Genomic DNA, 22,500 nt, shown 5'->3' on the forward strand with positions numbered 1-22,500 from the left:
TACTCCTTTTTAGGTGCTTTCAGTCATCGCTCCAGCAATTGCAGACGGGAGCTTGAGTCATGGTTATACAGCCAGAATTCGACGCATTGCGTCACGATCACGGAGTTGCTCCTTCACAAGCTCATGGGTAATTTTCCCCTTATCCATGACGTAGCAGCGTTGCGCCATGGTCATGATCATGTCCAGGTTCTGCTCTACGAGGAGAATGGTTACACCCAGCTCGCGATTGAGCTTGAGAATGTTGCGTGAAATGTCCTTTACGATGTTGGGCTGAATACCTTCCGAGGGTTCGTCGAGTAGCATAAGCTTCGGCTTGCCCACCATGGCACGGCCGATCGCAAGCTGTTGCTGCTGCCCGCCGCTGAAGGTGCCCGCTCGTTGATTAGCCCGCTCTTTCAAGATGGGGAAGAATTCATAAACCCGCTCATAGTCAACACCCTCGCCAGGCTGTTGGAGCATTTCGCCGACCTTGAGATTTTCCCAGACGGTCATGCGCGAGAAGACCTCACGACCTTGCGGGATATAACCAATGCCCAAACGCGCACGTTCGTGAGATTCGAGCGCGCTAATATCCTTACCATCGAAACGGATAATGCCTTGTCGATTCTTGATAAGACCAATCAGCGTTTTCATTAATGTCGTCTTGCCGACGCCATTTCGACCGATGACGGCTACCACCTCACCGCGACCAACACTCAAGCTGACTTCTTGCAGCACTGAGGTGGTACCGTAGCCAGAAATGACGCCCTCCACGCTCAACAGATTTGTACTATTCGTCGTCATCGGCTGTCCCCAGGTAAATACGTGCAACCTCTTCGTTAGCCTCAATCTCGTTGATCGTGCCTTCCGCAAAGATTTCACCGAAGTTCAGTACAGTGACCTTGTGGGCAATCTGGCGCACAAACTCCATGTCGTGTTCAACCGCCAAAATCGACATACCTTTGCGATTGAGCTCCTGGATCATCTCGCCCGTGCGCGCCGTTTCTTCTGGTGTCATGCCAGCTGTCGGTTCGTCAAGAAGTAGTAAACGCGGCTCTGTACTCACCGCCATACCGATCTCAAGCCACTGCTGTTCCCCGTGTGAGAGTTCTCCAGCAAGTTCTCCGGCTTTATCGGTAAGCCTTACAAAGGCGAGTGCTTTATCAATAGCCGATGTCATGGAATCACCATGCAGGTGGTTTTGAACCGCGATTTGCATGTTTTGCCAAACGGAGAGTTCGGAGAAGATACCCGGCACCTGGAACTTGACGGCAATTCCCTGCTTCACGCGCTCGAAGGAACGAAGCTTGGTAATTTTTTGATCTGAAAAATAGATCTCACCTGAGCTTGGTTGATGCTCACCGAGTACAAGCTTGAAAAACGTGCTCTTCCCAGCACCATTCGGACCAATCAGGCATCGAATCTCACCATGCTCCATTGAGAAGTTCACATCCTGAGCAACTTTGACGCCGTCGAAATGCTTATATAATTTCTCAGTTCGCAATATGGTCACGACATGCCCTCCTTACGCTTACGAAGGCGACCAAAGAACTTGACCAGCCCTGGGATCAACCCTTCCGGCAAAAAGACCACAACGACGACCAACAGCAATCCCATAATGACAAAGGCGTAGTAGCTGCCGTAAATAGTTAGGTTCTGGAAGATGCCAAGCACTACCAAGGTGCCCACCAGCGTTGCGGTGAGGTCTTTACGCCCGCCCACTGCCACCCAAATAATAGGTAATGCGGCGGCCGCTAAATCCATATTGGATGGGCTGATGTACTGCCCCCAAGCGGTATAGAGCACACCTGATAGACCCGCTAAACCGCTGCCAATAACAAAGGCAATTAACTGATAGCGGCGTATGTCGTAGCCAAGCATTTCAGCGCGGTGCGGATTTTCACGAATTGCGACTAGTACATTGCCGAGTCTCGAATTGACGAGAACCCGTAAGCCCAGATAGCAAACCACCAGCATGGCCAAAAGAAGGTAATAGAGTGGCACGCCCGAATACAGCGCGATATCTCCTCCAGCCCAAGGGATTGTTAACGGCGGCATACCGGTCATGCCATTGTCGCCACCCAGTCGGGCATCGCCGATTGCCCACTGGGACCCAGCCGTCTGTGCCATAAAGGTGGCAAATACCAGCGTGGTCGACAGCGTGACAATACCGAGGAATACGCCGCTAATGCGTCCATAAAAAAGAATGTAACCAAGTACAGCCGCTCCCAAGCAGGACATCCCAACGCCTAGAAGCACGCCTGCGATGGTCAAACCGTAAGCTGCGCCAAAGTTGATAGTGACGACACCATACGTGTACCCGGCCAGCCCGAAGAAAGCAGTCTGACCGAAACTGAGCGACCCGGCGTATCCCCAGATGAGCGACAGCCCAAGTGCCATAAACACCCAGCAAAAGAAGTAGGCCGTATTACCTACACTCCAGGCATCAGTGAAAGCGGGATATACAATTGCCGCCCCAATCGTTAAGACAAAGACAATCCAAAACACTGGGCCACGCCCCAGCGTTTGCGGGCCATTGATAAGGCGCATCCAGCGGGGCATTCGACCGTTCGGAGGCGGTGCCTTCAGCCCTTCTCGTTGCAACATACCCATTTATGTACGCCCCTTGAGTAACCAGCCAGACAGGCCTTGTGGGAGAATACGGATGACCACCATCACAGTGATTAACAACCCCACCTGGCCCATAAGCTGCCCTTGCCACCCAGTCAAAAAGGCCTTAATAACCGCGAGCGTGGCTGCCGCTGGCGCCGTACCCAAAAACACATCAGCCCCACCAACAACAACCGTCACGAAGCTTTCAACCAGGAAGTTGGCGCCCAGCGTCGGGACGATGGAGATCGTGGGGGCATAAAGCGCTCCGGCTAAGCCCGCCAGGGCTGCGCCGAGACCAAAGGTGAGGGAGTACATACGTCCGGTGTCGATTCCCGCGGCTTTCGCCATGTGCGGTGCTTGAATTGTTGCCCGTGAGTGGATACCGAATGTCGTATGATGAAACAGCACATACAGCCCAATAAGCAGTAGCACTGCGACACCCAGCAGCACCATTCGATAGGTAGAGTAGCTGTAGCCACCCACCGAAAAACTGCCGAGTGGCGTGCTGATACCCGCCATACTGGATCCAAGTACGATCAGCGTGCCCTGGGTAAGGATCAAACTAATCCCCCATGTGGCAACAATGGAGTCCAACGGACGGTGATAGAGGCGATGAATAATTGTGCGTTCAAGCACAATGCCAAGTATCCCGGCGGCAAGGCTGCCACATAGCATCGCGATAGGCAGTGGGACCCCTAGGCGTGCCGTTGCCACCGTTACGTAGGCGCCGCACATGATAAATTCGCCGTGTGCTAGGTTGATAATCCCCATCATCCCGAAAATCACCGCCAACCCCATGGCGGATAGCACCAAGAAGGCAAAAGCATCCCCAAACTGATAGAACGCTGTAAACGCTAAATGTATATATTCCATATCCAGCTCCTAGGCAGGAAACGCCAGCGAGATTTCCCGCTTAATGGAAACTCACAGACCAGGCAGGGTGAATCTCACCACCCTGCCGGTACGATGCGTGATATTTACTCGTTTGGAGGGCTAGAAGGAGTGTACTGAGCACTTGGGTCGTTCTGGGTCAGGTCGCAGCCGTTTTCACCCAGCCAGTAAGGCTCAATATTTTCCCAAGTTTCGGGGAAAGATATCTCGTGGTTCGCATCCACTTGCGCCAGAAAGATATTGTGAGACATGTGCTGGCTCTTGGGATCGAGACACACCCTGCCCGAAGGGCCGTCGAAGCAGACATCGCCCTCGGCGATGACGTTGCGAAGGTCTTCTTTATCGGTTGAGCCGTCAGCACGCTCAACCATCTGCTTATAAAGGTACATCGCGATATAAGAGTTCGCTGCTTCTTGATTCACGTAGGGCGTATCGGGGAAGCGCTCATAGAACTTCTCAACGAACGCATTCGCTTCAGGGGTATCGACTTCTTCAATAAAGTTCGTCGTCACGAACATGTTTTCAAGGCTTGGCGGCGCAAAGCGCTTATGCTCGTAGCCCTGCCCAACATTTACTGATGAGGCCATGGGAAGCCCCAGGTCGGCAGATGCTGCCTGCTCGTAATAAGACGCCTGATTGGAACCGACCAGCAGTGTGACGACGAAGTCCGGGGACTCACCCTGGATATTTTGGATGGTTTGCGAGAACTGGGAAACATCCAGAGGGATGAACTCCTCACCCACGATTTCACCACCTTCCTCTTCTACAATCTGCCGCACCCATTCCGCCGAAATCTGACCAAAGTTGTAGTCTGCAGCGATCGTATAGACGTTAGGTCCGTACTTTTCCATCATCCAGGGAATCAGCGTCGAGAACTGCTGTTCAGGGACTGCCCCAGTGACAATCATGTTGGCGTCACACACGCCGCCTTCATACTGATTGTTATAAAAAGCCAACCCATCAAATTGGTTAACAATCGGTCGATACGCTTCTCGTGATGACGAAGCAAAACCCGCAAAGACGGTATCCACCTGATCACGCTGGAGAACCCGCCGCATCAACTCCTGGTAACGACGATCATCAGACTGAGTATCGTAAATAACAAGTTCCACCTCGCGACCAGCGATACCGCCCGCCTCATTTATTTCCTCAGCCGCTAACTCAATGGCATTCACCTTAGCCTGCGTCACCGCTGCAAAGTTGCCAGACTGATCTTCAAGCACACCGATCTGGATAGGATCATTCGCTGAAGCGGTAGTGACTAATGAGCCCGCTAACAACGTTGATAAGGTTGCCGTTCTCTGAATTGTTGAGTATTTCATTTGTATACCCCTGAGTAAGTTTTACTTTTTTCTTCCTCGCCGTCCTGCAGCAACACAACTCCCTTGTCGCCTCTTCATAAAATGAGAGACGACCTTTTGCTCTTGAAGCCTGTCCGACATATTCCGCTTCGATTAACCTCAGTGAATCAGCTATGAATAACGGTTCAACCGGGATTCCCTAAGACGATGGATGGTGTCGGCATCCTCCTTTAATGCCGCCACAGCGATCTCACCCGAGACGATCATTGCCGCGAAATCCTCAAGAGACAGGCGTCGGTTCATGCTCGCCGAACGCAACAGGGAAAAGGCGTCATTGACCGAAATCCCCATATCTTCAATGAGCTTGATCGCCGCCGTGCATACGACTTGGCGGGCACGAACCTGCTGTTCCAAACGGTGGAGTTTTTGCTCCGTCTCATAGCACTGATTAAACGTTTGGTAAGCAATAATAAGACTCGCGAGAATGCCGGCCTTACGTAGCGGTTTGGTGAGATAACCAGACACTCGGCGCTCAATGAACCAATTAACCGAGCTCGGGGCATCTGAACCGATAAGTGCAATCGCCGGCCCCTGCACGCGATCTATCATGTGCGTGATGTCGCCAAACTGACGTCCCAACTCATCGTCGAAGAACACCAGATCAAACGGCCTATCAGACCCAGCCTCATCCTGGTTTTCATGAATGACTGGATTGACGCCAAGCTCCACCAGGAACTGAGTCAGCACTTCTCGATCTCTTTCGGCGGCACATACAATCAATGCACGATGGCCCCTGAAATTGCGTCGTGTGGTAACCGTCATCGCACGATCCTCAAGCCAATATTGTTTTGAGCAATGGGCGTTTCCGTCTGAGCAGAACTCTCACCACATGCTTCAGCCCAAACGAGATAAGGATCCGGGCGAACGGGGGCCTTTGCTTCTGAGATCACCTTAAACGTCGCATCTTCGCGGGAGATTCCTAACCGGACGGTTAAATAACTGTGATTGCTCTCAGGATCGACATGGACCTTTCCCTGAGGTGCTTGGAAGGACGTTCCATGCAGCGCTTTTTTCACCCGGTCAATATCAACGGAATCGGCGCCAGCCAAGGCAAGGGCAAGTAAGTGAACGGTGTTGTAGGAAGCCTCTGCATCTGCACTAGGTAGGGCATCATGGCCGTAGCGTTTGCGGTAGCTAGCAACAAACTTCTTGTTAACTTCTGTCTCAATAGTGGAGAAGTAAACGCTGGATGCGAGATGCCCAGCACACGCCTGCGGACCAATTTGAGCAAGTTCCGGTTCGCAAAGCGTGCAGCTGCCTACCACCGTTTTTTGAAGGGCTGCGTTCTCATCGCGCGCCTTGGCCAACGCGCGGTAGAACGCATAGCTAGACTCCCCGATCAGCATGTTCATAATGAAGGCAGGCCGCTTTTCGTGAATCTCTTCGATGATACGCGCCACATCCAGGTCACCGACCTGCAGGTAACGCTCAGCGATCATCTTCCCGCCATGCGCCTTGGTCAGCTCTCTGATAATGCGGCCATTTTCCCAGGCCCAGACATAGTTAGAGCCCACGAAGTAAACATCGCGAGTGATATGGGCAAGCACATGGTTCATCAGCGGTAAAACATGTTGGTTCTGAACAGCGCCTGTATAGATGACATTGTTATTAGTCTCGAAACCCTCGTAATGAGACGGATACCACAGCAAGCCATCGTATTTTTCAAAAATCGGGATAACTTCTTTGCGGCTGGAAGATGTATAGCAACCGATCACGTGCTTTACGCCTTCATGGCGTAGCAAACTCCTCACGTGTGTGCTGTAGGCAGCGGTGTCACCGGCTGGCTCGCACTCGATGGGCACAAGCTCAAAGGGATATCGTTTGTCCTGATTGACTTCTTCCAGCGCCAGCATCGCCCCATCACGCATTGAGCGGCCAACGGTGGCGTAGGGGCCTTGGGTGGAGAAGAGTATGCCAACCGGGATACGACTGTTCATTGACTGACCGTCCTATTTCCAGACATAAAAAAAGGGCTCACAACGCTACCTGACGGTAACGATGGGAGCCCTATTGCTCTGTGCCCTTTCGGTGTATGCCGACGCACAACATGTCAATTGCTAAACTTAGATTGTGACCCCTAAACGACTTTGTCAATACGTTGACGCTATTCTTAAGTCGAAGGCCGTTATCACTAAACAACTATAAATAAGATAAAGCAACAAGCGTGCCAATTAAGCAAAGCGCCACAATAGCGGCTTTTAAACACGATTAATGTAGGTGAGGCGCCTCTTTTTGAAACATGCAGAAGAATTTATGCTGCACAAAGGTGCATTCAGATTTTCCATGCTTGCACCACTGTGATAACCAGACAGGCAGAAAATCAGTTGCAAGCGGGATCACAAGAACACAACTACTCTTTAATCCTAAGAGAGAGAGCCATAACAGACAGAGGATGAAGAGTTTTGTAGAATCTGCCGAAGGCCACCAACAAATAAGGCCATTTCGACTACTCAGATACGATTTGCAAATCTGATTAGAACAGGCAGAATTGGCCTTGAGAGAAACGGCACGCAATACGGCACGCAGATACGGAATGTGGGGTATGAAACAAAAAAGGCCACCGTTGAAGGCAGCCTTTTTAAGTCTCTAACGTGTTGTTTTTAACCACTTTTTTAGTGGTGCCGACACCAGGAGTCGAACCCGGGACCTACTGATTACAAGTCAGTTGCTCTACCAACTGAGCTATGTCGGCGCTTCACGTTTTCTTGAGAACATGATTGCTTCGCTGTTAGGCTTTGCAATCAACAAGAAATTTTGTTGGCAATGGCTGGGGTACCAGGATTCGAACCTGGGAATGCCGCTACCAAAAAGCGGTGCCTTACCACTTGGCGATACCCCAGCAGTGTGGTGGCCAGAGACGGAATCGAACCGCCGACACGGGGATTTTCAATCCCCTGCTCTACCAACTGAGCTATCTGGCCGCTGCCAACGGTGCGTATTAAACTAAAATCGCCGCTTTTCGTCAACACCTTTGTGAAACTTTCTTGCGAGACGGATGCTTAGGAGTGTTCTGCTCTACACCGGTGCGATGAGAAGCATGCGCTGCGGAGTCTTCCCATCTAAGCCTGGCCCTACTCATTACAAGTCAGTTGCCCTGCTTTTCACATGGCAGAGAAGCGATAGCGGACCTGCAAAGTCATGCCTGAGTGGGCGGTACATACCCTTCGGCCTGATCGGTTTCCTGATTGTCCAGGAAGCGCTGCATCTGTTCCATCAGGTAGGCACGTGATTCAGGGTCGAGCATGTTGAGGTGCTTCTCATTGATCAAACGCGTTTGCAGCGACTGCCACGCTTCCCAGGCGGGCTTGGAAACGGTCGCCTGAATCTCCTGGCCCTGCTTACCCGGCAAGGGCGGAAAGGGCAGCGCTTCGAGCTCTTTCTGGTACTTGCGGCAAAAAACCGTGTTACTCATAACGTACTCCTCTTGAAGTGACTGGTTACTTATAGCCCCAGATAACGCTTAGGCGTGGCCTGGGGTGGGATTGAGGGTAAATGGCGTTAGCTGGCTGAGCAGCGCTTTAACCGGGGCTGCCAAGCCCAGCGCGGGCGGATGGTTGATGTCGTACCATACGCCACTTTCGCGTACACCACCCAGCCTATCGCAGGTCACGGGTTGCGGGGTAATTTCCAGGCGAAAATGGCTGAACGTATGGTGAAAACTGGGCGCCGCACGTTCACGCGCGGGGTTAACGGCATGAGCTTCCAGCCAATCGTTGAGCTCGCTATGCTTGTCAAACTGCGGCAGGCCCCACAGCCCACCCCATAAACCGCTAGGAGGGCGCTTTTCCAGCCATACCCGGCCTTCCGGGTCACGCAGCATTAGCATGATCGTTTGTCGTGTGGGCAGCGCCTTTTTGGGTTTGGATTCCGGGTAGCGCTGGGGCTCACCGCGCGCATAGGCCAAACAAACATCGTTAAACGGGCAACTTGGGCAATCTGGCTTGCTGCGTTTGCATAGCGTGGCGCCAAAATCCATGATCGCCTGGGTGTAATCCGCCAGCCGCGCTGTTGGCGTGTAGTACTCGGCCAGCGCCCACAGTTTTCGCTCCACGGTAGGCTTGCCCGGCCAGCCGGGCAGTGCATGCAGCCGGGTGAGCGAGCGCTTTACATTGCCATCCAGAATGGCAGCCCGCTCCCCTCTACTTTGCGCAATGATAGCGCCTGCGGTGGAACGGCCAATGCCGGGCAGTGCCACCAATTCGTCAATACTGTCTGTTGGCAATTTGCCACCATGCTCCGCCAACGCAACTTGGGCGGCTTTATGCAAGTTGCGCGCACGGGCGTAGTAGCCAAGCCCTGTCCAGAGGTGCAGCACTTCATCCTGCGGCGCGGTAGCGAGTGCCTCCAGGGTGGGAAAGCGCGCCATAAAACGCTCGAAGTAAGGAATGACGGTGGTGACCTGGGTCTGCTGCAGCATGATTTCCGACACCCAGACGCGATAGGCGCTGCGTGGCGACTGCCACGGCAGGTCGTGACGGCCGTAACGGTCGAACCAAGCCAGTAGGCGTTGTTGAAATTCGTCTGCCGCCAGCCGCGGTTTGGGCATATCTGCCATGCACGCTCCTTAAACAGAAAGGGGGATCAAAGGGGCTAATAAAAAAGCGCCGGCGGTTAGGCCGGCGCAGCACTTATCGGTTCAGTTTGCTTGGGGTGAGAATGCTCAGTTAAACAGGCCGCGCAGCCCGTCACGCAGCTCCTTCCCAGCGCCTTCGCCTAAACGCTCATCCAACTGGTCCAATGTATCGCCTAAACGCTCCTCCAGCTCTTCATTGACGCGCTCGCCAGCTTCGTTGCGCAGCAGGTCGACTACCGCCGCCTGGAATGTTTCACGGTCAAAGCGGCACCACTCAGTGCGCTCACCGCCTAAATGTCCTTCACAACGAACGGGCAGCGGCAGTTGCTCCAAGCGGGGATTCACCTCACAAGCCGCGTCGGCGGTGTCTACTAAGCGGGCATTCGCCTGGGTGTTAAAATTCATACTGGTAAGATTGAGTTCGCCCTCCCCCTGAACATCAATGCCGGGCAGAGTGATCAGTAGATCGTCGCTCTCGACTAAACCATTGCTGATTTGGAAGGTGGCATCGAAACGCTCAAAGCGGGTATCGGTGTGCCATTCGCGCAGCGTGCCCTCGCCTCCTAACTGGGCTACCAGTTCACACATTTGCTGGGAAATGTTGGTATTTAAAATAGCCCCATCGTTCAGACGAGCCGTCAGGTCCCCATTAAGGTTGCTGATGAGCGCTTCGCGGCTATTGCCTTGACTCGTAAGGCCGCCAGATAAATTAAAGCGACCGCGCAGTGGTGACGGCTCCTCTCCTTCGCTGATGGCTTCAATCAACGGTGCCACCTGAACGCTGTTAATGGTTGGCGAAAGCGCCCATTCCAGAATAGAGCCCGTGGCATCGACTTGACCGGTAGCGCTGAGCTCGCCTTCGTAGAAGCCCGACTCAAATGCCGTTAGCCGGTGAATACCGTCGTCACCACGCAGTTGTAAGCTAGGGTTATTGAACGTTAATCCTGCCAAGATGAGGTTATCGACGCTTAAATCACCCTCAAGTGACAGCCGAGTAAGAAGCGATTGCGGCACTAATGTGCTGGAAACCTGAGCAAAGGCTTTACGCAGCAGGCTACGGCTAGCCTGCTCGGCGGTAGCGGCACCGGGTAGATAGCGATCCAGATCCAATTGATCACCGGCTAAATCAAACGCTAGGCGCGAGCCATCCAACGCGGCGGTCAGCTCGCCAGTAAAGGTGCTTTCATCGACCACCAACGAGAGGCTAGACAAAGAGAGTTGCTCAGCATCCCCTTCAATAGGGCTGGTCATGGCCACATCGCTAAGTGCGGCCTCGCCCGCTGTGGTGAGCGTAATGCCAGCACGAGTCAGCCAGGGGCGCAGCGTAAACGGGGCCGCGGTTAACTGACCGCGATAGCGTGGGGCATCGCGCAGTTGCTCAACATTGAGGTGGCCACTAACTTTTAGGCCATCCGGCCCGGTGAGCTGCAGGTTTTTTAACTGCGCCGTTTGTGCTTGCCAATCACTCTCCAGACCAAAGGCAAGTGCCAGCGCCAGGCTACCTTGCCAGTTATCCGCGTTGCGCAGGCCTGCTTCAAGCACCCCTTCTGTGATCGAAAGCTGTTGCTCCCCCATGCGGGCGACCAATTCAGCCGCTTTTAAGCTGAGCTGTTGTGGTTCGCTCCCTGCACCTTGCGTCGTTCGCGTGGTTAGCGCCATATTTTCCAGCACGAAAAGCTCGTCTGCCAAGCCAAGCCGCACGCGGGTTTCGAGATTGATCTCGCTGCTCAGGTCAGGGGTGCGCTCCAGCACTTCGGCATCCAGCCGGTTATGCTTGGTCAGCGTAAACATTGCCTTGAGCGGGAAGGCGCGCACCGGGTTGACGTTACTGCCTGAAATATTGAGTTGCTGCATTCGCCACAGCGCTTCGGTTTGTGCATCGCGGAAACGAATATCGGCATTCTTCACTTCGACGCTGGCGATGCTCAACACCACTGCCAGACTTCCCGCATCAGCATTAGGCCCTGCACTGGCGGGCGCCAACACCGTTTCAGCGGTGCCGTCGTTATGCTCGGAGAGTCGCTCCAGCAAGGGTTCCCAGTTGCCTTCGCCTTGAGCGTCGCGCTCTAAATTAAGGCGCATACCGTCCAGCGTGAGGCCGTCTACAGCAATTTCTCCACGCAGTAGCGGACCGAATGCTACGCTGACTTCGGCACGATCAATGGCGGCGAAGGCGGCACTTTCTTCAGCTTGCTCGGGCAACCAGGCACGGGCCTGTTCTACACTCACACCGATACGAGGATAGAATGACCACGTAATAGGACCTTCCAGCGCAAGATTGAGCCCGGTTTGCTCTTCCACGACAGCCGTTAAACGAGGTTTGAAATCTTCGGGGTCCAGGAAAGTGGTGACATACACCACGGCGGCGACCGCAACGATGGCAATAATACCGACCGCTGCCAGCAAAATACGTAATAGCTGTTTCATTTACCCTTTCCCTTGTGGGTCTAACTCAACAAAATCGCTGGTGGCGGGCATTCCCGGCACTGGCGTTTCTGGATTGGTCATAGGCCGGTAGCCTAATTTGGAAAGCAGCACGCGGTCAGCCAATGGTAAGGTGGAAGTTTCTATCCGCAATACACGGCCTTCCTGTTTGGCTTGCTCGCCAAGCAGCGCCATTAAGCGCGAACCGACGCCACGGCGGCGCGTAGTTTTACGCACACAGAGCTCAGACAACCACCACGCCCGGTCTTCGCCTTCTTGCACGGCGACAGCCCCCAGCAGCCGATCATTGAAATGGGCACAGGCAAAAAAATGCTGACCTTTAAAATGTTGTTCAATAAATGGCTCAACCGTTGGGGTGGGCATGCGCTCTTGGGGCGCATCCTCATAAATGCGCATTAGGTCAAGGCGCACTTGCTCATCGGCTTCCCAACGGGCCTGGTCGACGTGGTGCAGTGTCACCGGCATGGTGAAATCCTCTTCGCCAAAGCAGCCTGGCTGCTATTTCTGCTGCAATTGATTGCAGCTACATTTCGCGCATTGTAGCGGATGAGGGCGCCAATTCACTATAATGGTTGCTTCGCCACAGGTTATGCCCTGATCCACAGTGGTAAGTTGATACAAAGCCACCGGCCATTTCACAGGATCGTTCCTCAGGGTAATCCCTCAGAGTGCGCCTTAGCGCAGGAGATGCAACATGTCAGCGCGTATTGCCACGGTTAGCCGTGACACCAACGAAACCCAGATCAACGTCAGCGTCAATCTCGACGGCGAAGGCCGTCTTAGCTGCCAAACCGGCGTTCCGTTTTTGGATCATATGCTTGATCAAGTTGCCCGCCATGGGATGATCGATCTCGACATCAATGCCACTGGCGACCTGCATATTGACGACCACCATACCGTAGAAGACCTGGGTATTACGCTAGGCCAGGCTTTTTTTGAAGCCATTGGCGATAAGCGCGGCATTTACCGCTATGGTCACGCCTATGTACCCCTTGATGAAGCACTCTCTCGGGTGGTGATCGACTTTTCCGGCCGGCCGGGGCTTTACATGAATGTTGAGTTCACCCGAGATACCATCGGTAGCTTGGACACCCAGCTGTTCTGGGAGTTTTTCCAAGGCTTCGTCAATCACGCTCGCGTGTCGCTGCATATCGACAACCTCAAAGGCTTTAATGCTCACCACCAGGCAGAAACGATTTTTAAAGCCTTCGGCCGAGCGCTACGTATGGCCGTGGCGGAAGACCCCCGCATGGCAGGCCAAATGCCCTCCACCAAAGGGAGCTTGTAATGCTGCGCTATGTGACGAGCTATGTGACAAGCGATGCCGCTAGCTACTATCCCTCTACCTCCACAAGGAGCGCTTCATGACCATTGCTGTGATCGACTATGGAATGGGCAACCTGCATTCCGTGGCCAAGGCGCTGGAGCATGTGACGCATGAGAATGTAGTCATCACCCGCGACCCGCGACGTATTCTTGGCGCGACGCGCTTGGTGCTACCTGGCCAGGGAGCTATTCGTGACTGTGTTGGCGAGCTTGAGCGCACCGAGTTACGCGGGCTGGTGGAGGATATTCTCACCCGTCAGGCCAAACCGCTGCTGGGTATCTGCGTGGGTCAGCAGATGTTGCTGGAGCGCAGTGAAGAGAATGGCGGCGTTGAGTGCCTGGGCTTTTTTAAAGGCAGCGTGGACCGTTTCCCTGGTGATATGCGCGACGCCCACGAGCAGCGTTTGAAAGTACCGCACATGGGCTGGAATGTTGTCGAGCAGCATCACGACCACCCTCTGTGGGCAGGTATTGATAACCGTGAGCACTTCTACTTCGTGCACAGCTACTACGTAAATGCGGATGACGATGCCCAGGTGTTTGGTACGACCCAATACGGCAAGGTAAACGCCCATGTCGCGATTGGTCGAGATTCGACCTTCGCGGTGCAGTTTCACCCGGAAAAAAGTTCTCGCGCGGGCCTTCGCCTGCTTGAAAACTTTGTCACCTGGACGCCCTGAGAGGATTTTGTATGTTGGTAATTCCCGCTATTGATCTCAAAGACGGCCAGTGTGTCCGGTTGAAGCAGGGTCGCATGGAAGATGCGACCTCCTACGGTGATGACCCAGTAGCCATGGCCGCACGATGGGTAGAGGCTGGCGCCCGCCGCCTTCATTTAGTCGATTTGAACGGTGCTTTTGAAGGCAAGCCGGTGAACGGTGACGCAGTTACCGCTATCGCCCGTGCCTACCCGAACCTGCCGATTCAAATTGGTGGTGGCATTCGCAGTGCGGAAACCATCGAGCACTATTTAAGTGCCGGTGTCGCCTACGTGATCATCGGTACCAAGGCAGTAAAAGAGCCCGACTTCGTTGGCGAAATGTGTCGCGCCTTTCCAGGCCATGTGATTGTTGGGCTTGATGCCAAAGATGGCTATGTCGCCACCGACGGCTGGGCTGAAGTATCAACGATCAAGGCGACTGAGCTGGCCAAGCGCTTCGCTAACGATGGTGTCTCCAGCATCGTCTACACCGACATTGCTCGCGACGGCATGATGCAAGGCGTCAACGTCGAAGCCACCGCTGCGCTTGCCCGTGAAGGCGGCTTACCGGTGATTGCTTCCGGCGGTGTGACCAACCTGGACGACATCAAAGCACTCTGCGAAGTTGCCGATAGCGGCATTTTGGGTGCGATTACCGGCCGGGCAATTTACGAAGGCAGCCTGGATGTCGCCGAAGCACAGCGATTGAGCGACCAGCTAACGGGAGGCGGTTCATGAGCCTCACCAAACGCATTATTCCCTGCCTGGACGTCGATGCCGGGCGCGTAGTCAAAGGCGTCAATTTCGTCGGTATCCGCGATGCCGGTGATCCGGTGGAGATTGCCCAGCGTTATAACCAGCAGGGCGCCGACGAGATCACCTTTCTTGACATTACCGCCAGCCACGAAGACCGCGACACAACGGTGGAAATGGTTGAACGCATTGCTGGCGAAGTGTTTATTCCGCTGACTGTGGGCGGCGGGATTCGTAGCTGTGACGATATTCGCACCATGCTGAACGCCGGGGCGGACAAAGTCTCGATCAACACCGCCGCGGTCACCAACCCTGAGTTTGTGCGCGAAGCTGCCGAGCGTTTCGGTAGCCAGTGCATTGTGGTGGCGATCGATGCCAAGCGCGTCTCGAAAGAGGGCGAAACACCCCGCTGGGAGATATTCACCCACGGTGGCCGCCGCCCCACAGGCCTTGACGCCGTTGAGTGGGCGAAGAAGATGGTGGAGTTCGGAGCGGGCGAACTACTGCTCACCAGCATGGATCGCGACGGCACCAAGATTGGCTTTGACCTGGGCGTGACTCACGCGATTTCTGAAGCGGTGAGCGTGCCAGTGATTGCCTCTGGCGGTGTAGGCAACCTGGATCACCTGGTGGATGGCGTACTGAAAGGCGGTGCCGACGCGGTGCTGGCCGCCAGTATTTTCCACTTTGGCGAATACACCATCCCTGAAGCAAAGCGCTACATGGCCGAACGCGGTATCGAAATGCGGCTTTAGTTTTTTAGAGCTTTGTCTTTAAGAACATAGCCTTTAAGACGTAATCCTACCGGGGCTTTAAGCCCCGGTATCTTCAAGCGATAAGCCAAGATTACTGACCCCACCGTTGCGCCCTAATTCACGCACCTCTTTTAGTGCCGCTTTATCCAGCGGTTCGCTGACCATTTCCAATACGGCATCCTGGAAGTCGTTCTCGTCGGCCATCAGCGGATGGTCGCGAATAATCAGCGCCAGTTTTTGTGCGTCAACCTCACCTTCAGTGAGCTCTATAAAGGCACGCACGCCCGCTCGGGATGTGCGGCTAACATCCAGCACGGCCTCTGGGGAGTCGCCTTGTAGGGTGTCCAGCAGCGCCGAGACCGATACCACTGCATCCAGCGCACGCCGAGCGCCAAAGCTGTCATCCTCTTCGGAAGGCTCACATTCGGCGAGCTTCTCCGCTTGGCGAGCAAAGTCGATACTGGCATTGGGCACATTAAGCCGTTCCCACACCAAACTCAGCACGGTACGCAGCGTATGGCTATCGCCGTGGCCTGTGGTTTGCTCATACAGCACATAGTTAGGCAGCAAACGCTCACACAGCGCCGCCATAAAGGCTTGCTGGGCCGGTAGTGGGAGTTCTTGCAGCCGTAAATAAAAGCCCTGAGGTTTCGGCACCATACTGATTTCCTGGATCGCTTTACGTGGGATATTGGTGAAATGTGGCGGGTACGTTATCGTCTCTCTACGCTTGGGGCGATCCCCTAACGCTTTGATGATTGTACGGCCGGCGAGGAGATTACCATGCATATTCATCTGCTACAGCACGGCCCTGACCATGGCCCCGCCCGTTTAACTGACTGGCTTACCAGTATGGGCCATAGTTACACCGTTTTTCATCTCTATGCTGGCGAGTTAACGCCCCGCCCAAACGAATCTGATGCACTGATTGCACTTGATGGGCCTGAAACGCTACTCAGCCAATCACCAGCGTGGTTTAAAGCAGAAGATAAACTGATCAACCGCTACTTGGATGGTCAAAAACCGTTATTGGGGATTGGCATTGGCGCTCACTGGATAGCACAAGCGCTCGGCGCAGTGGTAGCTCCCGGCACTTACGCTGAAACCGGGTGGCATACGGTCACCCTGGCACCGGAAAGCTCACTGGATTTGCCCGAGTCGTTTTGCGCCTTTATGTGGCATCGTTATGTCTTCAGCTTGCCCGATGATGCCTTTGCCCTGGGGGGCAGTGAAGCCGCACCGCTGCAGGGGTTTACCTGGGATAGCGGCCGCGTCATCAGCCTGCTATGCCATTTGGAAGCCACGCCTGCCAGCGTTAACCACCTGTTGAGCGAGGCCGAGCGGCCCAGCGCCTCACCTACCGCCGCCCGCTATGTTCAGGACGATGCGCAAATCCTTGAGGATGCCAATCGCTTTATTCATCTAGCACCGCTGCTTGACCGCGTGATGACCCAGTGGTTAAAAACGAACTAACAGCAGCCCGTGCAGCCATTATCGGTTCCACTGCCTGGCAACCGCCAGGCAGCTCTCCCAATCACCGACATGGATTTCTGGTGGTGTGCTCTCGCGCTGCTTGTCTAAATGATAGCGGTAGAGCGGGTCGTAGTACTCGGTAAGCAGTGGCGCGAGCCACGCTTCATGGGCCTGAGGATTACCGTGGGCATGCTCGTTAAACGCCAGTGCCTGAAGCCGCTGCAAACGCTGCAGCCGTGCATTACCCAAACGCTTGCCCAGACGGATCAGCGCATTACTTAACTGCGCCTGCATCAACTGCCAGCCCTGATAGGCGCCATAGCGAGCGGCATAGGCCTGCTCTAAATCGATAATGTAATCCTGCTGAATTTGAGCAAGGCGCCAATCCAGCGGCATTTCGATACGCACACGGGGCGCTTGCTGCAATGCTCGCCAGAAGCTCAAGGGAATATTGGCACTGCCAATCTGGCGGGACTCATCTTCGATAACCAGCCTTTCAGTTAAGCTGATTAATCGTTTGGCCAGCGCATGCTCAAAATTGATTTGGGTAGCAGGCTCTTCCGGCCTGCGCCCGAAAGCAGAGCCTTTATGGTGCGCGAAGGCTTCGAGATCAACGCCGTTATCGAGCTGATTAATCAACGTCGTTTTTGCACACCCAGTCAGCCCTGCGACCACCAGTATCGGCTGCAGCGCGGCCGTCTCAATACGCTCACATAGCGCTTGGCGCATGGCTTTCCAACCACCCTCCAAGCGTGGTCTTGAGATGCCGGCATCTTCTAACCACTGCTGAGCAATTTGTGAGCGCAGCCCACCGCGAAAGCAGTAAATCAATGCATCTGGACGCTCGGCTAAATACGCCTGCCACGCTGCAATTCGAGCTTGCTTGACCTCACCGCTGACTAAGCGTTCGCCTAACGCAATCGCCGCGGCTTGGCCCCGCTGTTTATAGGCGATACCTACCTGATGACGCTCAGCGTCAATCATTAACGGCAGATTGACGGCGCCAGGCAGTGCGCCCTGGGCAAACTCGACCGGGGCGCGCACATCTATTAGCGGCCGCTCTTCTTTGATTAGGCTTAATACCGCTGGTCGGGTGGCTAGCGTCACCCGACCACCTCAATAGAGGCTTTACCTTGGCGCGCTTTCATTACCCCGAATGAGTGTAATGACAGACCGAATTCGCGGCCAATGCGCTCAACGTCATCTTCCCAGGCAGGATCGACACTAATGAGCAGTCCGCCAGAGGTTTGTGGATCACACAGCCACTGCCAGTGGGCTTCATCCATGGCGGGCAAGCTCTCCCCCAGCGCATCACGATTGCGCAATGTGCCGCCAGGCACTGCGCCTTGGCGACGGTAGGACTCTGCCTCGGCTAAGCGCGGCAGCTTACGGAAATCAATCTGGGCCATCACATTACTGGCCTGGCACATTTCGGCAAGGTGGCCGGCCAAGCCAAAACCGGTCACATCAGTCATGGCGTTCACCCCTTTCACATCGGCAAGCTTTATGCCAATGCTATTAGGCTTGAGCATGGTTTCGCGGGCAAGGCCATGGTGGCCCATTTCCAGCAAGCCACGCTTTTCGGCGGTGGTTAACATACCGATACCCAGCGGCTTGGTTAAGAACAGCAGATCACCAGGTTTGGCGGTGCTATTAAGCTTGAGCTTGTCTAGATCGACCAAGCCGTTAACGGCCAACCCGAAAATGGGCTCTGGGGCATCAATAGAGTGGCCACCGGCCAGGGCAACACCTAATTCCCGGCACACCGCCTGCGCGCCGGCCATCACATCACCAGCCACTTCAGCGCTAAGCTTATCCAATGGCCAGCCTAGAATGCCTAACGCCATTACCGGCGTGCCGCCCATGGCGTAAACATCGCTGATCGCATTGGTCGCCGCGATACGCCCAAAATCAAAGGGATCATCGACAATTGGCATGAAGAAATCCGTGGTGGCGATCATGCCGCGGCCATCGCCCAGATCATACACGGCAGCATCTTCGCGTCCTTGATTGCCGACAATAAGCTGCTTATGACCCGCAGCTGGCCCCGCTTTGGCTAGAATCCCATCCAGCACGTCCGGGGCAATTTTGCAGCCGCAGCCGGCGCCGTGGCTATATTGGGTCAAGCGAATCGAACTCATCGTGGCTCTCCTTGGCACTTAGGGGATATCATCAGTTTAACGCAGTATGGCACATGCTACAGTGCTTCCAGCGCATCGCTGAGCTTATCCACGGCGATCACTTCCATGCCTTTTGGCGCCTGCTTGGGTGCATTGGCCCGCGGCACGATGGCACGCAGAAAACCGTGTTTGGCCGCCTCGGCAATACGCTCTTGGCCACTAGGCACTGGGCGTATTTCGCCAGAAAGCCCAACTTCACCGAATACCACTAACTCTTTGGGCAACGCGCGGTTTTGCAGGCTAGATACGACTGCCAGCAGCACTGCCAAATCGGCGCTGGTTTCAAGCACTTTGACACCACCGACAACGTTCAGAAATACGTCTTGGTCACCGGTAAACAGGCCACCGTGGCGGTTGAGCACTGCCAACAGCATGGCCAGGCGATTTTGATCAACGCCAACAGCTACCCGGCGGGGATTGCCAAGCGCAGACTCATCTACCAGTGCCTGCACCTCGACCAGAATTGGCCGCGTACCTTCCCAAACCACCATCACCAGGCTACCGGGCGCTTGCACTTCTTGGCGGGAGAGAAAAATCGCGCTGGGGTTTTTGACTTCTTTAAGACCCTGCTCAAGCATCGCGAAGACGCCTAGCTCGTTAACGGCACCAAAGCGGTTTTTCTGACCCCGCAGGGTGCGAAAGCGTGAGTCTGCGCCGCCTTCTAATAACAGCGACGCATCAATCATATGCTCAAGGACTTTAGGACCCGCCAGCGAACCGTCTTTGGTCACGTGCCCCACTAATAGCAGAACGGTATTGGTCTTCTTGGCAAAGCGCGTTAACGCGGCGGCTGACTCGCGCACCTGAGCAACGCCACCAGGCGCTGAGCTAATGTCTTCCAGATGCATGGTTTGGATCGAGTCGATCACTAGGATTTCCGGCTTTTCACGCTCAGATACCGCCAGAATAGTTTCCACACTGGTCTCGGCCAGCATTTTCAAACCGTTGGTGGGCAGTTGCAGGCGGTGGGCACGCATGGCTACCTGAGAGAGCGACTCCTCCCCCGTCACATAGAGAATACGGCGCTGCTGGGCTAGCTTACAGGCCGTTTGTAGTAGCAGCGTTGATTTACCTGCACCAGGATTCCCGCCCAACAGAACCGCCGAGCCGGGTACCAGCCCGCCGCCTAACACGCGGTCAAACTCAGCGAACGTGGAACTCATGCGAGGAACCTCGCTGAGATCAACATTGCCAAGATCAATCACTTCTCGCGAGAGATCACCTGTGTAGCCTGAGCGCCCAGAGGCTGCTCCGCCACCAGGGCGCGCACTCTCTAAACGCACCTCGCTTAGAGTGTTCCACTCTTGGCAACTACTACACTGCCCTTGCCATTTGCGATATTCAGCGCCGCACTCAGTGCATACAAAGGCGCTTTTAGCTTTGGCCACTGCCATTACACTCCTACTGTTGCTGTCGCTATTTGACAACATTCACTACGTTGCCACCTGCATTAAAAGCCACTGACCATTGCCACTCGCGTCAGGCCTTGCCTCGACAAACACAAAAGGCGGCCAGTGGCCGCCTTTGATACTGCTGACTAGCGCGTTATTGGCGCTTTAGCTGCAGCATTTCACCGTTTTCAAAACGACGACGTTCTGGGTCAATCAATTCCAGCGTGCTCTCATCAATACGCATGAAGTAATAGATTTGGCCATCGCCATCTGGCGTCAGCTCGTAAACGGTGGCGTCTGGGTCAGACGGCGTTCCGGTCAGCACTTCCCAGTTACCCGCATAATTTTCATCGGGAGGGGTTTGGGGATGGTTCCGGTAGGTAGCGTTCAGTGTGAAAGTGCGCTCTTCCGTCGCGCTCATCTCTTCACCCATCATCGTGACATCCAGATCGATACCATCGCAGTTGCGGCAAGGTAGCGAGCCCTGGTAATTAGCCTGTGCGGTCGCTGCTTCCTCTTGCTGCTGTTCCATCGGACCGCTTGCACAGCCAGCTAATAGTGCCAACATAGCCGAACCGGCTAGCAAACTCTTAAGTTGCATAGAGTGTCTCCTTCATCTCGTGTTGGACATCACATTCATTTACGCGCACTTGTGACAGCATAACCGCTTCAAGGTGCAACGCACACCCCTAGCGCGATGCGAATGCTTGCGCTTAGTTGGCCTTCAAGCGACCATGGCATACCTTGCTAGGATAATCAGGTTACCCTCATGAGCCAATACTGGAGTCCGGCCGTTCGCGAACTTACGCCTTACGTGCCCGGTGAGCAGCCACGCGAGAAGCTTGTTAAACTCAATACCAATGAAAACCCTTACCCACCTGCTCCAGGCGTCGGTAAGGCACTGCGCGATTATGCAACAGACCATCTGCGCCTCTACCCTGACCCTACCTCTAAAGCACTGCGTGAAGCGCTGGCGGAGACATTTAAGGTAGCCAGCAGCCAAGTGTTTGTCGGAAACGGTTCCGATGAAGTGTTGGCGTTCGCATTTCAGGCCTTCTTTTGCCATCAGGCGCCGCTTGACGTGCCTGCCATTACCTATAGCTTTTACCCTGTTTACGCCAATCTTTATGGCGTTGAGCTGCGTAAGCATCCGCTCAATAAGCAGTGGGAAGTCGATATTGATGCGCTTGCGGCGGCTACTAACCGCAGCGGCGTTATTTTCGCTAATCCAAACGCCCCTACCGGACACGCTCACTCGCTCGCGACGATAGAGGCACTGCTTAAGCGCGTCACAGATCGCGTAGTGCTGGTGGACGAGGCGTATGTCGATTTCGGTGCAGAGAGTGCTGTAACGCTGATTGATCGCTACCCTAACCTGCTTGTCACCGGTACGTTTTCTAAGTCCCGCAGTTTGGCAGGCTTGCGGCTGGGTTATGCGGTGGGCTCTGAGGAATTGATTGATGGCTTACTGCGGGTAAAAGACTCTTTCAACTCTTACCCAGTGGATAGCTTAGCAAGCTTAGTAGGCATCGCCGCTCTGAAAGATGTCGAGCATTTCGAAGCCTGCCGCGAGCATGTCATTACCACGCGTGAGCGTACCCATCAGCGTCTTGAAGCGCTAGGCTTTGAGGTATTGCCCTCGAAGGCTAACTTCGTGCTTGCCCAACACCCTGATTATGCAGGTGCTCAGCTATTTATGGACCTACGTGAGCGGGGTATCCTGGTGCGCCATTTTAATACATCAGACCTCAACAACTTCCTACGCATCACCATCGGCACCGATGATGAGATGGATAGCTTGATTGAAGCACTAGAAACAATCTTGGACTAGCGCAGAACCAACCCGTAGCAGGGGTCATTCGCCATGGCCGAAAAAGGCTCCATGCTATTCCGCATCCATATGGCGGTCCGATGGCGAATATAGCGACCATAACCGGGTTTGCAGCGTCCTCGCCAAAGGTTGTTCTGACCTGATAATTTACTTTGTTGTAAGACTTGAGCGCCATTTTTTGTCGGCTGCTTTTCTTCCGCCCAACAACCCGCCCCTGCAAGCATAGCTT

The 22,500-nt window shown here is 54.5% G+C and carries 22 protein-coding genes and 3 tRNA genes; 6 read left to right on the plus strand and 19 right to left on the minus strand.

Features of this window, described 5'->3' with window-relative positions; genetic code table 11:
* Nucleotides 1–63: 63 nt before the first annotated feature.
* The 14 genes from ACXUPB_RS17290 to ACXUPB_RS17355 all read right to left on the minus strand — a co-directional run bounded on the left by ACXUPB_RS17290 (nucleotide 64) and on the right by ACXUPB_RS17355 (nucleotide 12,327).
* The gene (locus ACXUPB_RS17290; protein ID WP_472953633.1) at nucleotides 64–783 is read right to left on the minus strand and encodes an ABC transporter ATP-binding protein; all 720 of its coding nucleotides are present in this window, start codon (nucleotides 781–783) and stop codon (nucleotides 64–66) included.
* Complete coding sequence (locus ACXUPB_RS17295; protein ID WP_180091736.1) at nucleotides 770–1,492, minus strand: ABC transporter ATP-binding protein; 723 nt, start codon at nucleotides 1,490–1,492, stop codon at nucleotides 770–772. Before ACXUPB_RS17295 ends, ACXUPB_RS17290 begins: the two co-directional genes overlap by 14 nt.
* Entirely contained in the window at nucleotides 1,489–2,592 is a 1,104-nt protein-coding gene (locus tag ACXUPB_RS17300; RefSeq protein ID WP_472953636.1) for an ABC transporter permease subunit, read from the minus strand. The genes ACXUPB_RS17295 and ACXUPB_RS17300 overlap by 4 nt, the downstream gene beginning before the upstream one ends.
* Nucleotides 2,593–3,465 carry an ABC transporter permease subunit gene (locus tag ACXUPB_RS17305; RefSeq protein WP_180091737.1) on the minus strand — a complete coding sequence of 291 codons (873 nt, stop codon included), beginning with the start codon at nucleotides 3,463–3,465 and terminating at the stop codon, nucleotides 2,593–2,595. It abuts the gene before it with no gap.
* Nucleotides 3,466–3,569: 104 nt separating this feature from the next.
* The gene (locus ACXUPB_RS17310) at nucleotides 3,570–4,805 is read right to left on the minus strand and encodes an urea ABC transporter substrate-binding protein (protein WP_472953638.1); all 1,236 of its coding nucleotides are present in this window, start codon (nucleotides 4,803–4,805) and stop codon (nucleotides 3,570–3,572) included.
* Between the two features lie 150 nt (nucleotides 4,806–4,955).
* Nucleotides 4,956–5,606, minus strand: coding sequence for an ANTAR domain-containing response regulator (locus ACXUPB_RS17315; protein ID WP_472953641.1), 651 nt, complete (start codon nucleotides 5,604–5,606; stop codon nucleotides 4,956–4,958).
* Nucleotides 5,603–6,781: a transporter substrate-binding domain-containing protein gene (locus ACXUPB_RS17320; RefSeq protein ID WP_472953642.1), complete on the minus strand. Its 1,179-nt coding sequence runs from the start codon at nucleotides 6,779–6,781 to the stop codon at nucleotides 5,603–5,605. The genes ACXUPB_RS17315 and ACXUPB_RS17320 overlap by 4 nt, the downstream gene beginning before the upstream one ends.
* 679 nt (nucleotides 6,782–7,460) lie before the next feature.
* Nucleotides 7,461–7,536, minus strand: a tRNA-Thr gene (locus ACXUPB_RS17325).
* A gap of 72 nt (nucleotides 7,537–7,608) precedes the next feature.
* A tRNA-Gln gene (locus ACXUPB_RS17330) sits at nucleotides 7,609–7,683 on the minus strand.
* Between the two features lie 6 nt (nucleotides 7,684–7,689).
* Nucleotides 7,690–7,765 (minus strand) — tRNA-Phe (locus ACXUPB_RS17335).
* Between the two features lie 215 nt (nucleotides 7,766–7,980).
* Nucleotides 7,981–8,256 carry an oxidative damage protection protein gene (locus ACXUPB_RS17340; protein WP_008957624.1) on the minus strand — a complete coding sequence of 92 codons (276 nt, stop codon included), beginning with the start codon at nucleotides 8,254–8,256 and terminating at the stop codon, nucleotides 7,981–7,983.
* A 48-nt stretch (nucleotides 8,257–8,304) separates the two neighbouring features.
* Nucleotides 8,305–9,399 carry an A/G-specific adenine glycosylase gene (mutY, locus tag ACXUPB_RS17345; RefSeq protein WP_472953644.1) on the minus strand — a complete coding sequence of 365 codons (1,095 nt, stop codon included), beginning with the start codon at nucleotides 9,397–9,399 and terminating at the stop codon, nucleotides 8,305–8,307.
* A gap of 105 nt (nucleotides 9,400–9,504) precedes the next feature.
* Nucleotides 9,505–11,844 (minus strand): AsmA family protein, encoded by a 2,340-nt coding sequence (locus ACXUPB_RS17350; RefSeq protein WP_035555797.1) that lies wholly within the window; start codon nucleotides 11,842–11,844, stop codon nucleotides 9,505–9,507.
* Nucleotides 11,845–12,327: a GNAT family N-acetyltransferase gene (locus ACXUPB_RS17355; RefSeq protein WP_008957627.1), complete on the minus strand. Its 483-nt coding sequence runs from the start codon at nucleotides 12,325–12,327 to the stop codon at nucleotides 11,845–11,847. It abuts the gene before it with no gap.
* Between the two features lie 229 nt (nucleotides 12,328–12,556).
* Between ACXUPB_RS17355 and hisB the strand changes: the two genes are divergently transcribed.
* From hisB to hisF, 4 genes are all read left to right on the plus strand, one after another.
* The gene (gene hisB, locus ACXUPB_RS17360) at nucleotides 12,557–13,150 is read left to right on the plus strand and encodes an imidazoleglycerol-phosphate dehydratase HisB (RefSeq protein ID WP_035555798.1); all 594 of its coding nucleotides are present in this window, start codon (nucleotides 12,557–12,559) and stop codon (nucleotides 13,148–13,150) included.
* A gap of 76 nt (nucleotides 13,151–13,226) precedes the next feature.
* Nucleotides 13,227–13,868, plus strand: coding sequence for an imidazole glycerol phosphate synthase subunit HisH (hisH, locus tag ACXUPB_RS17365; RefSeq protein WP_035555799.1), 642 nt, complete (start codon nucleotides 13,227–13,229; stop codon nucleotides 13,866–13,868).
* A gap of 11 nt (nucleotides 13,869–13,879) precedes the next feature.
* Nucleotides 13,880–14,626: a 1-(5-phosphoribosyl)-5-[(5-phosphoribosylamino)methylideneamino]imidazole-4-carboxamide isomerase gene (gene hisA, locus ACXUPB_RS17370; RefSeq protein ID WP_179917037.1), complete on the plus strand. Its 747-nt coding sequence runs from the start codon at nucleotides 13,880–13,882 to the stop codon at nucleotides 14,624–14,626.
* Nucleotides 14,623–15,396 (plus strand): imidazole glycerol phosphate synthase subunit HisF, encoded by a 774-nt coding sequence (gene hisF, locus ACXUPB_RS17375; protein WP_008957631.1) that lies wholly within the window; start codon nucleotides 14,623–14,625, stop codon nucleotides 15,394–15,396. Before hisA ends, hisF begins: the two co-directional genes overlap by 4 nt.
* 57 nt (nucleotides 15,397–15,453) lie before the next feature.
* On the opposite strand, the gene ACXUPB_RS17380 is transcribed toward hisF, so the two are convergent.
* A complete protein-coding gene (locus tag ACXUPB_RS17380) occupies nucleotides 15,454–16,056 on the minus strand; it encodes a YjaG family protein (protein ID WP_035555802.1) in 603 nt (200 codons plus the stop codon).
* A gap of 123 nt (nucleotides 16,057–16,179) precedes the next feature.
* On the opposite strand from ACXUPB_RS17380, the gene ACXUPB_RS17385 reads away from it, so the two are divergent.
* Nucleotides 16,180–16,869 (plus strand): type 1 glutamine amidotransferase, encoded by a 690-nt coding sequence (locus tag ACXUPB_RS17385; RefSeq protein WP_179917036.1) that lies wholly within the window; start codon nucleotides 16,180–16,182, stop codon nucleotides 16,867–16,869.
* A gap of 18 nt (nucleotides 16,870–16,887) precedes the next feature.
* Here the strand turns inward: ACXUPB_RS17385 and mnmH are convergent, their stop codons facing one another.
* The 4 genes from mnmH to ACXUPB_RS17405 form a co-directional block, all read right to left on the minus strand.
* A complete protein-coding gene (gene mnmH / locus ACXUPB_RS17390; protein WP_472953648.1) occupies nucleotides 16,888–17,976 on the minus strand; it encodes a tRNA 2-selenouridine(34) synthase MnmH in 1,089 nt (362 codons plus the stop codon).
* A complete protein-coding gene (gene selD, locus ACXUPB_RS17395) occupies nucleotides 17,973–19,010 on the minus strand; it encodes a selenide, water dikinase SelD (RefSeq protein WP_472953651.1) in 1,038 nt (345 codons plus the stop codon). Before selD ends, mnmH begins: the two co-directional genes overlap by 4 nt.
* A 56-nt stretch (nucleotides 19,011–19,066) precedes the next feature.
* Nucleotides 19,067–20,437, minus strand: a complete 1,371-nt coding sequence (radA, locus tag ACXUPB_RS17400) for a DNA repair protein RadA (protein ID WP_008957636.1) — start codon at nucleotides 20,435–20,437, stop codon at nucleotides 19,067–19,069.
* Between the two features lie 157 nt (nucleotides 20,438–20,594).
* Nucleotides 20,595–21,041 (minus strand): copper resistance protein NlpE N-terminal domain-containing protein, encoded by a 447-nt coding sequence (locus tag ACXUPB_RS17405; protein ID WP_472953652.1) that lies wholly within the window; start codon nucleotides 21,039–21,041, stop codon nucleotides 20,595–20,597.
* Nucleotides 21,042–21,209: 168 nt separating this feature from the next.
* Between ACXUPB_RS17405 and hisC the strand changes: the two genes are divergently transcribed.
* On the plus strand, nucleotides 21,210–22,271 hold the full coding sequence (hisC, locus tag ACXUPB_RS17410) for a histidinol-phosphate transaminase (protein WP_008957638.1): 1,062 nt from the start codon (nucleotides 21,210–21,212) through the stop codon (nucleotides 22,269–22,271).
* Nucleotides 22,272–22,500: the final 229 nt, after the last annotated feature.

This window comes from Vreelandella sp. DA03-1M (assembly GCF_055725665.1).

What these genes read in the sequence shown, in the direction of transcription:
- ACXUPB_RS17405 (WP_472953652.1), bottom strand. Translation starts at nt 21,041, where the DNA reads ATGCAACTTAAGAGTTTGCTAGCCGGTTCGGCTATGTTGGCACTATTA.
- ACXUPB_RS17305 (WP_180091737.1), bottom strand. Translation starts at nt 3,465, where the DNA reads ATGGAATATATACATTTAGCGTTTACAGCGTTCTATCAGTTTGGGGAT.
- hisH (WP_035555799.1), top strand. Translation starts at nt 13,227, where the DNA reads ATGACCATTGCTGTGATCGACTATGGAATGGGCAACCTGCATTCCGTG.
- hisB (WP_035555798.1), top strand. Translation starts at nt 12,557, where the DNA reads ATGTCAGCGCGTATTGCCACGGTTAGCCGTGACACCAACGAAACCCAG.
- ACXUPB_RS17380 (WP_035555802.1), bottom strand. Translation starts at nt 16,056, where the DNA reads ATGGTGCCGAAACCTCAGGGCTTTTATTTACGGCTGCAAGAACTCCCA.
- ACXUPB_RS17315 (WP_472953641.1), bottom strand. Translation starts at nt 5,606, where the DNA reads ATGACGGTTACCACACGACGCAATTTCAGGGGCCATCGTGCATTGATT.
- ACXUPB_RS17310 (WP_472953638.1), bottom strand. Translation starts at nt 4,805, where the DNA reads ATGAAATACTCAACAATTCAGAGAACGGCAACCTTATCAACGTTGTTA.
- hisF (WP_008957631.1), top strand. Translation starts at nt 14,623, where the DNA reads ATGAGCCTCACCAAACGCATTATTCCCTGCCTGGACGTCGATGCCGGG.
- ACXUPB_RS17350 (WP_035555797.1), bottom strand. Translation starts at nt 11,844, where the DNA reads ATGAAACAGCTATTACGTATTTTGCTGGCAGCGGTCGGTATTATTGCC.
- mutY (WP_472953644.1), bottom strand. Translation starts at nt 9,399, where the DNA reads ATGGCAGATATGCCCAAACCGCGGCTGGCGGCAGACGAATTTCAACAA.
- ACXUPB_RS17385 (WP_179917036.1), top strand. Translation starts at nt 16,180, where the DNA reads ATGCATATTCATCTGCTACAGCACGGCCCTGACCATGGCCCCGCCCGT.
- ACXUPB_RS17340 (WP_008957624.1), bottom strand. Translation starts at nt 8,256, where the DNA reads ATGAGTAACACGGTTTTTTGCCGCAAGTACCAGAAAGAGCTCGAAGCG.
- ACXUPB_RS17320 (WP_472953642.1), bottom strand. Translation starts at nt 6,781, where the DNA reads ATGAACAGTCGTATCCCGGTTGGCATACTCTTCTCCACCCAAGGCCCC.
- hisA (WP_179917037.1), top strand. Translation starts at nt 13,880, where the DNA reads ATGTTGGTAATTCCCGCTATTGATCTCAAAGACGGCCAGTGTGTCCGG.
- ACXUPB_RS17290 (WP_472953633.1), bottom strand. Translation starts at nt 783, where the DNA reads ATGACGACGAATAGTACAAATCTGTTGAGCGTGGAGGGCGTCATTTCT.
- ACXUPB_RS17300 (WP_472953636.1), bottom strand. Translation starts at nt 2,592, where the DNA reads ATGGGTATGTTGCAACGAGAAGGGCTGAAGGCACCGCCTCCGAACGGT.
- ACXUPB_RS17355 (WP_008957627.1), bottom strand. Translation starts at nt 12,327, where the DNA reads ATGCCGGTGACACTGCACCACGTCGACCAGGCCCGTTGGGAAGCCGAT.
- hisC (WP_008957638.1), top strand. Translation starts at nt 21,210, where the DNA reads ATGAGCCAATACTGGAGTCCGGCCGTTCGCGAACTTACGCCTTACGTG.
- selD (WP_472953651.1), bottom strand. Translation starts at nt 19,010, where the DNA reads ATGAGTTCGATTCGCTTGACCCAATATAGCCACGGCGCCGGCTGCGGC.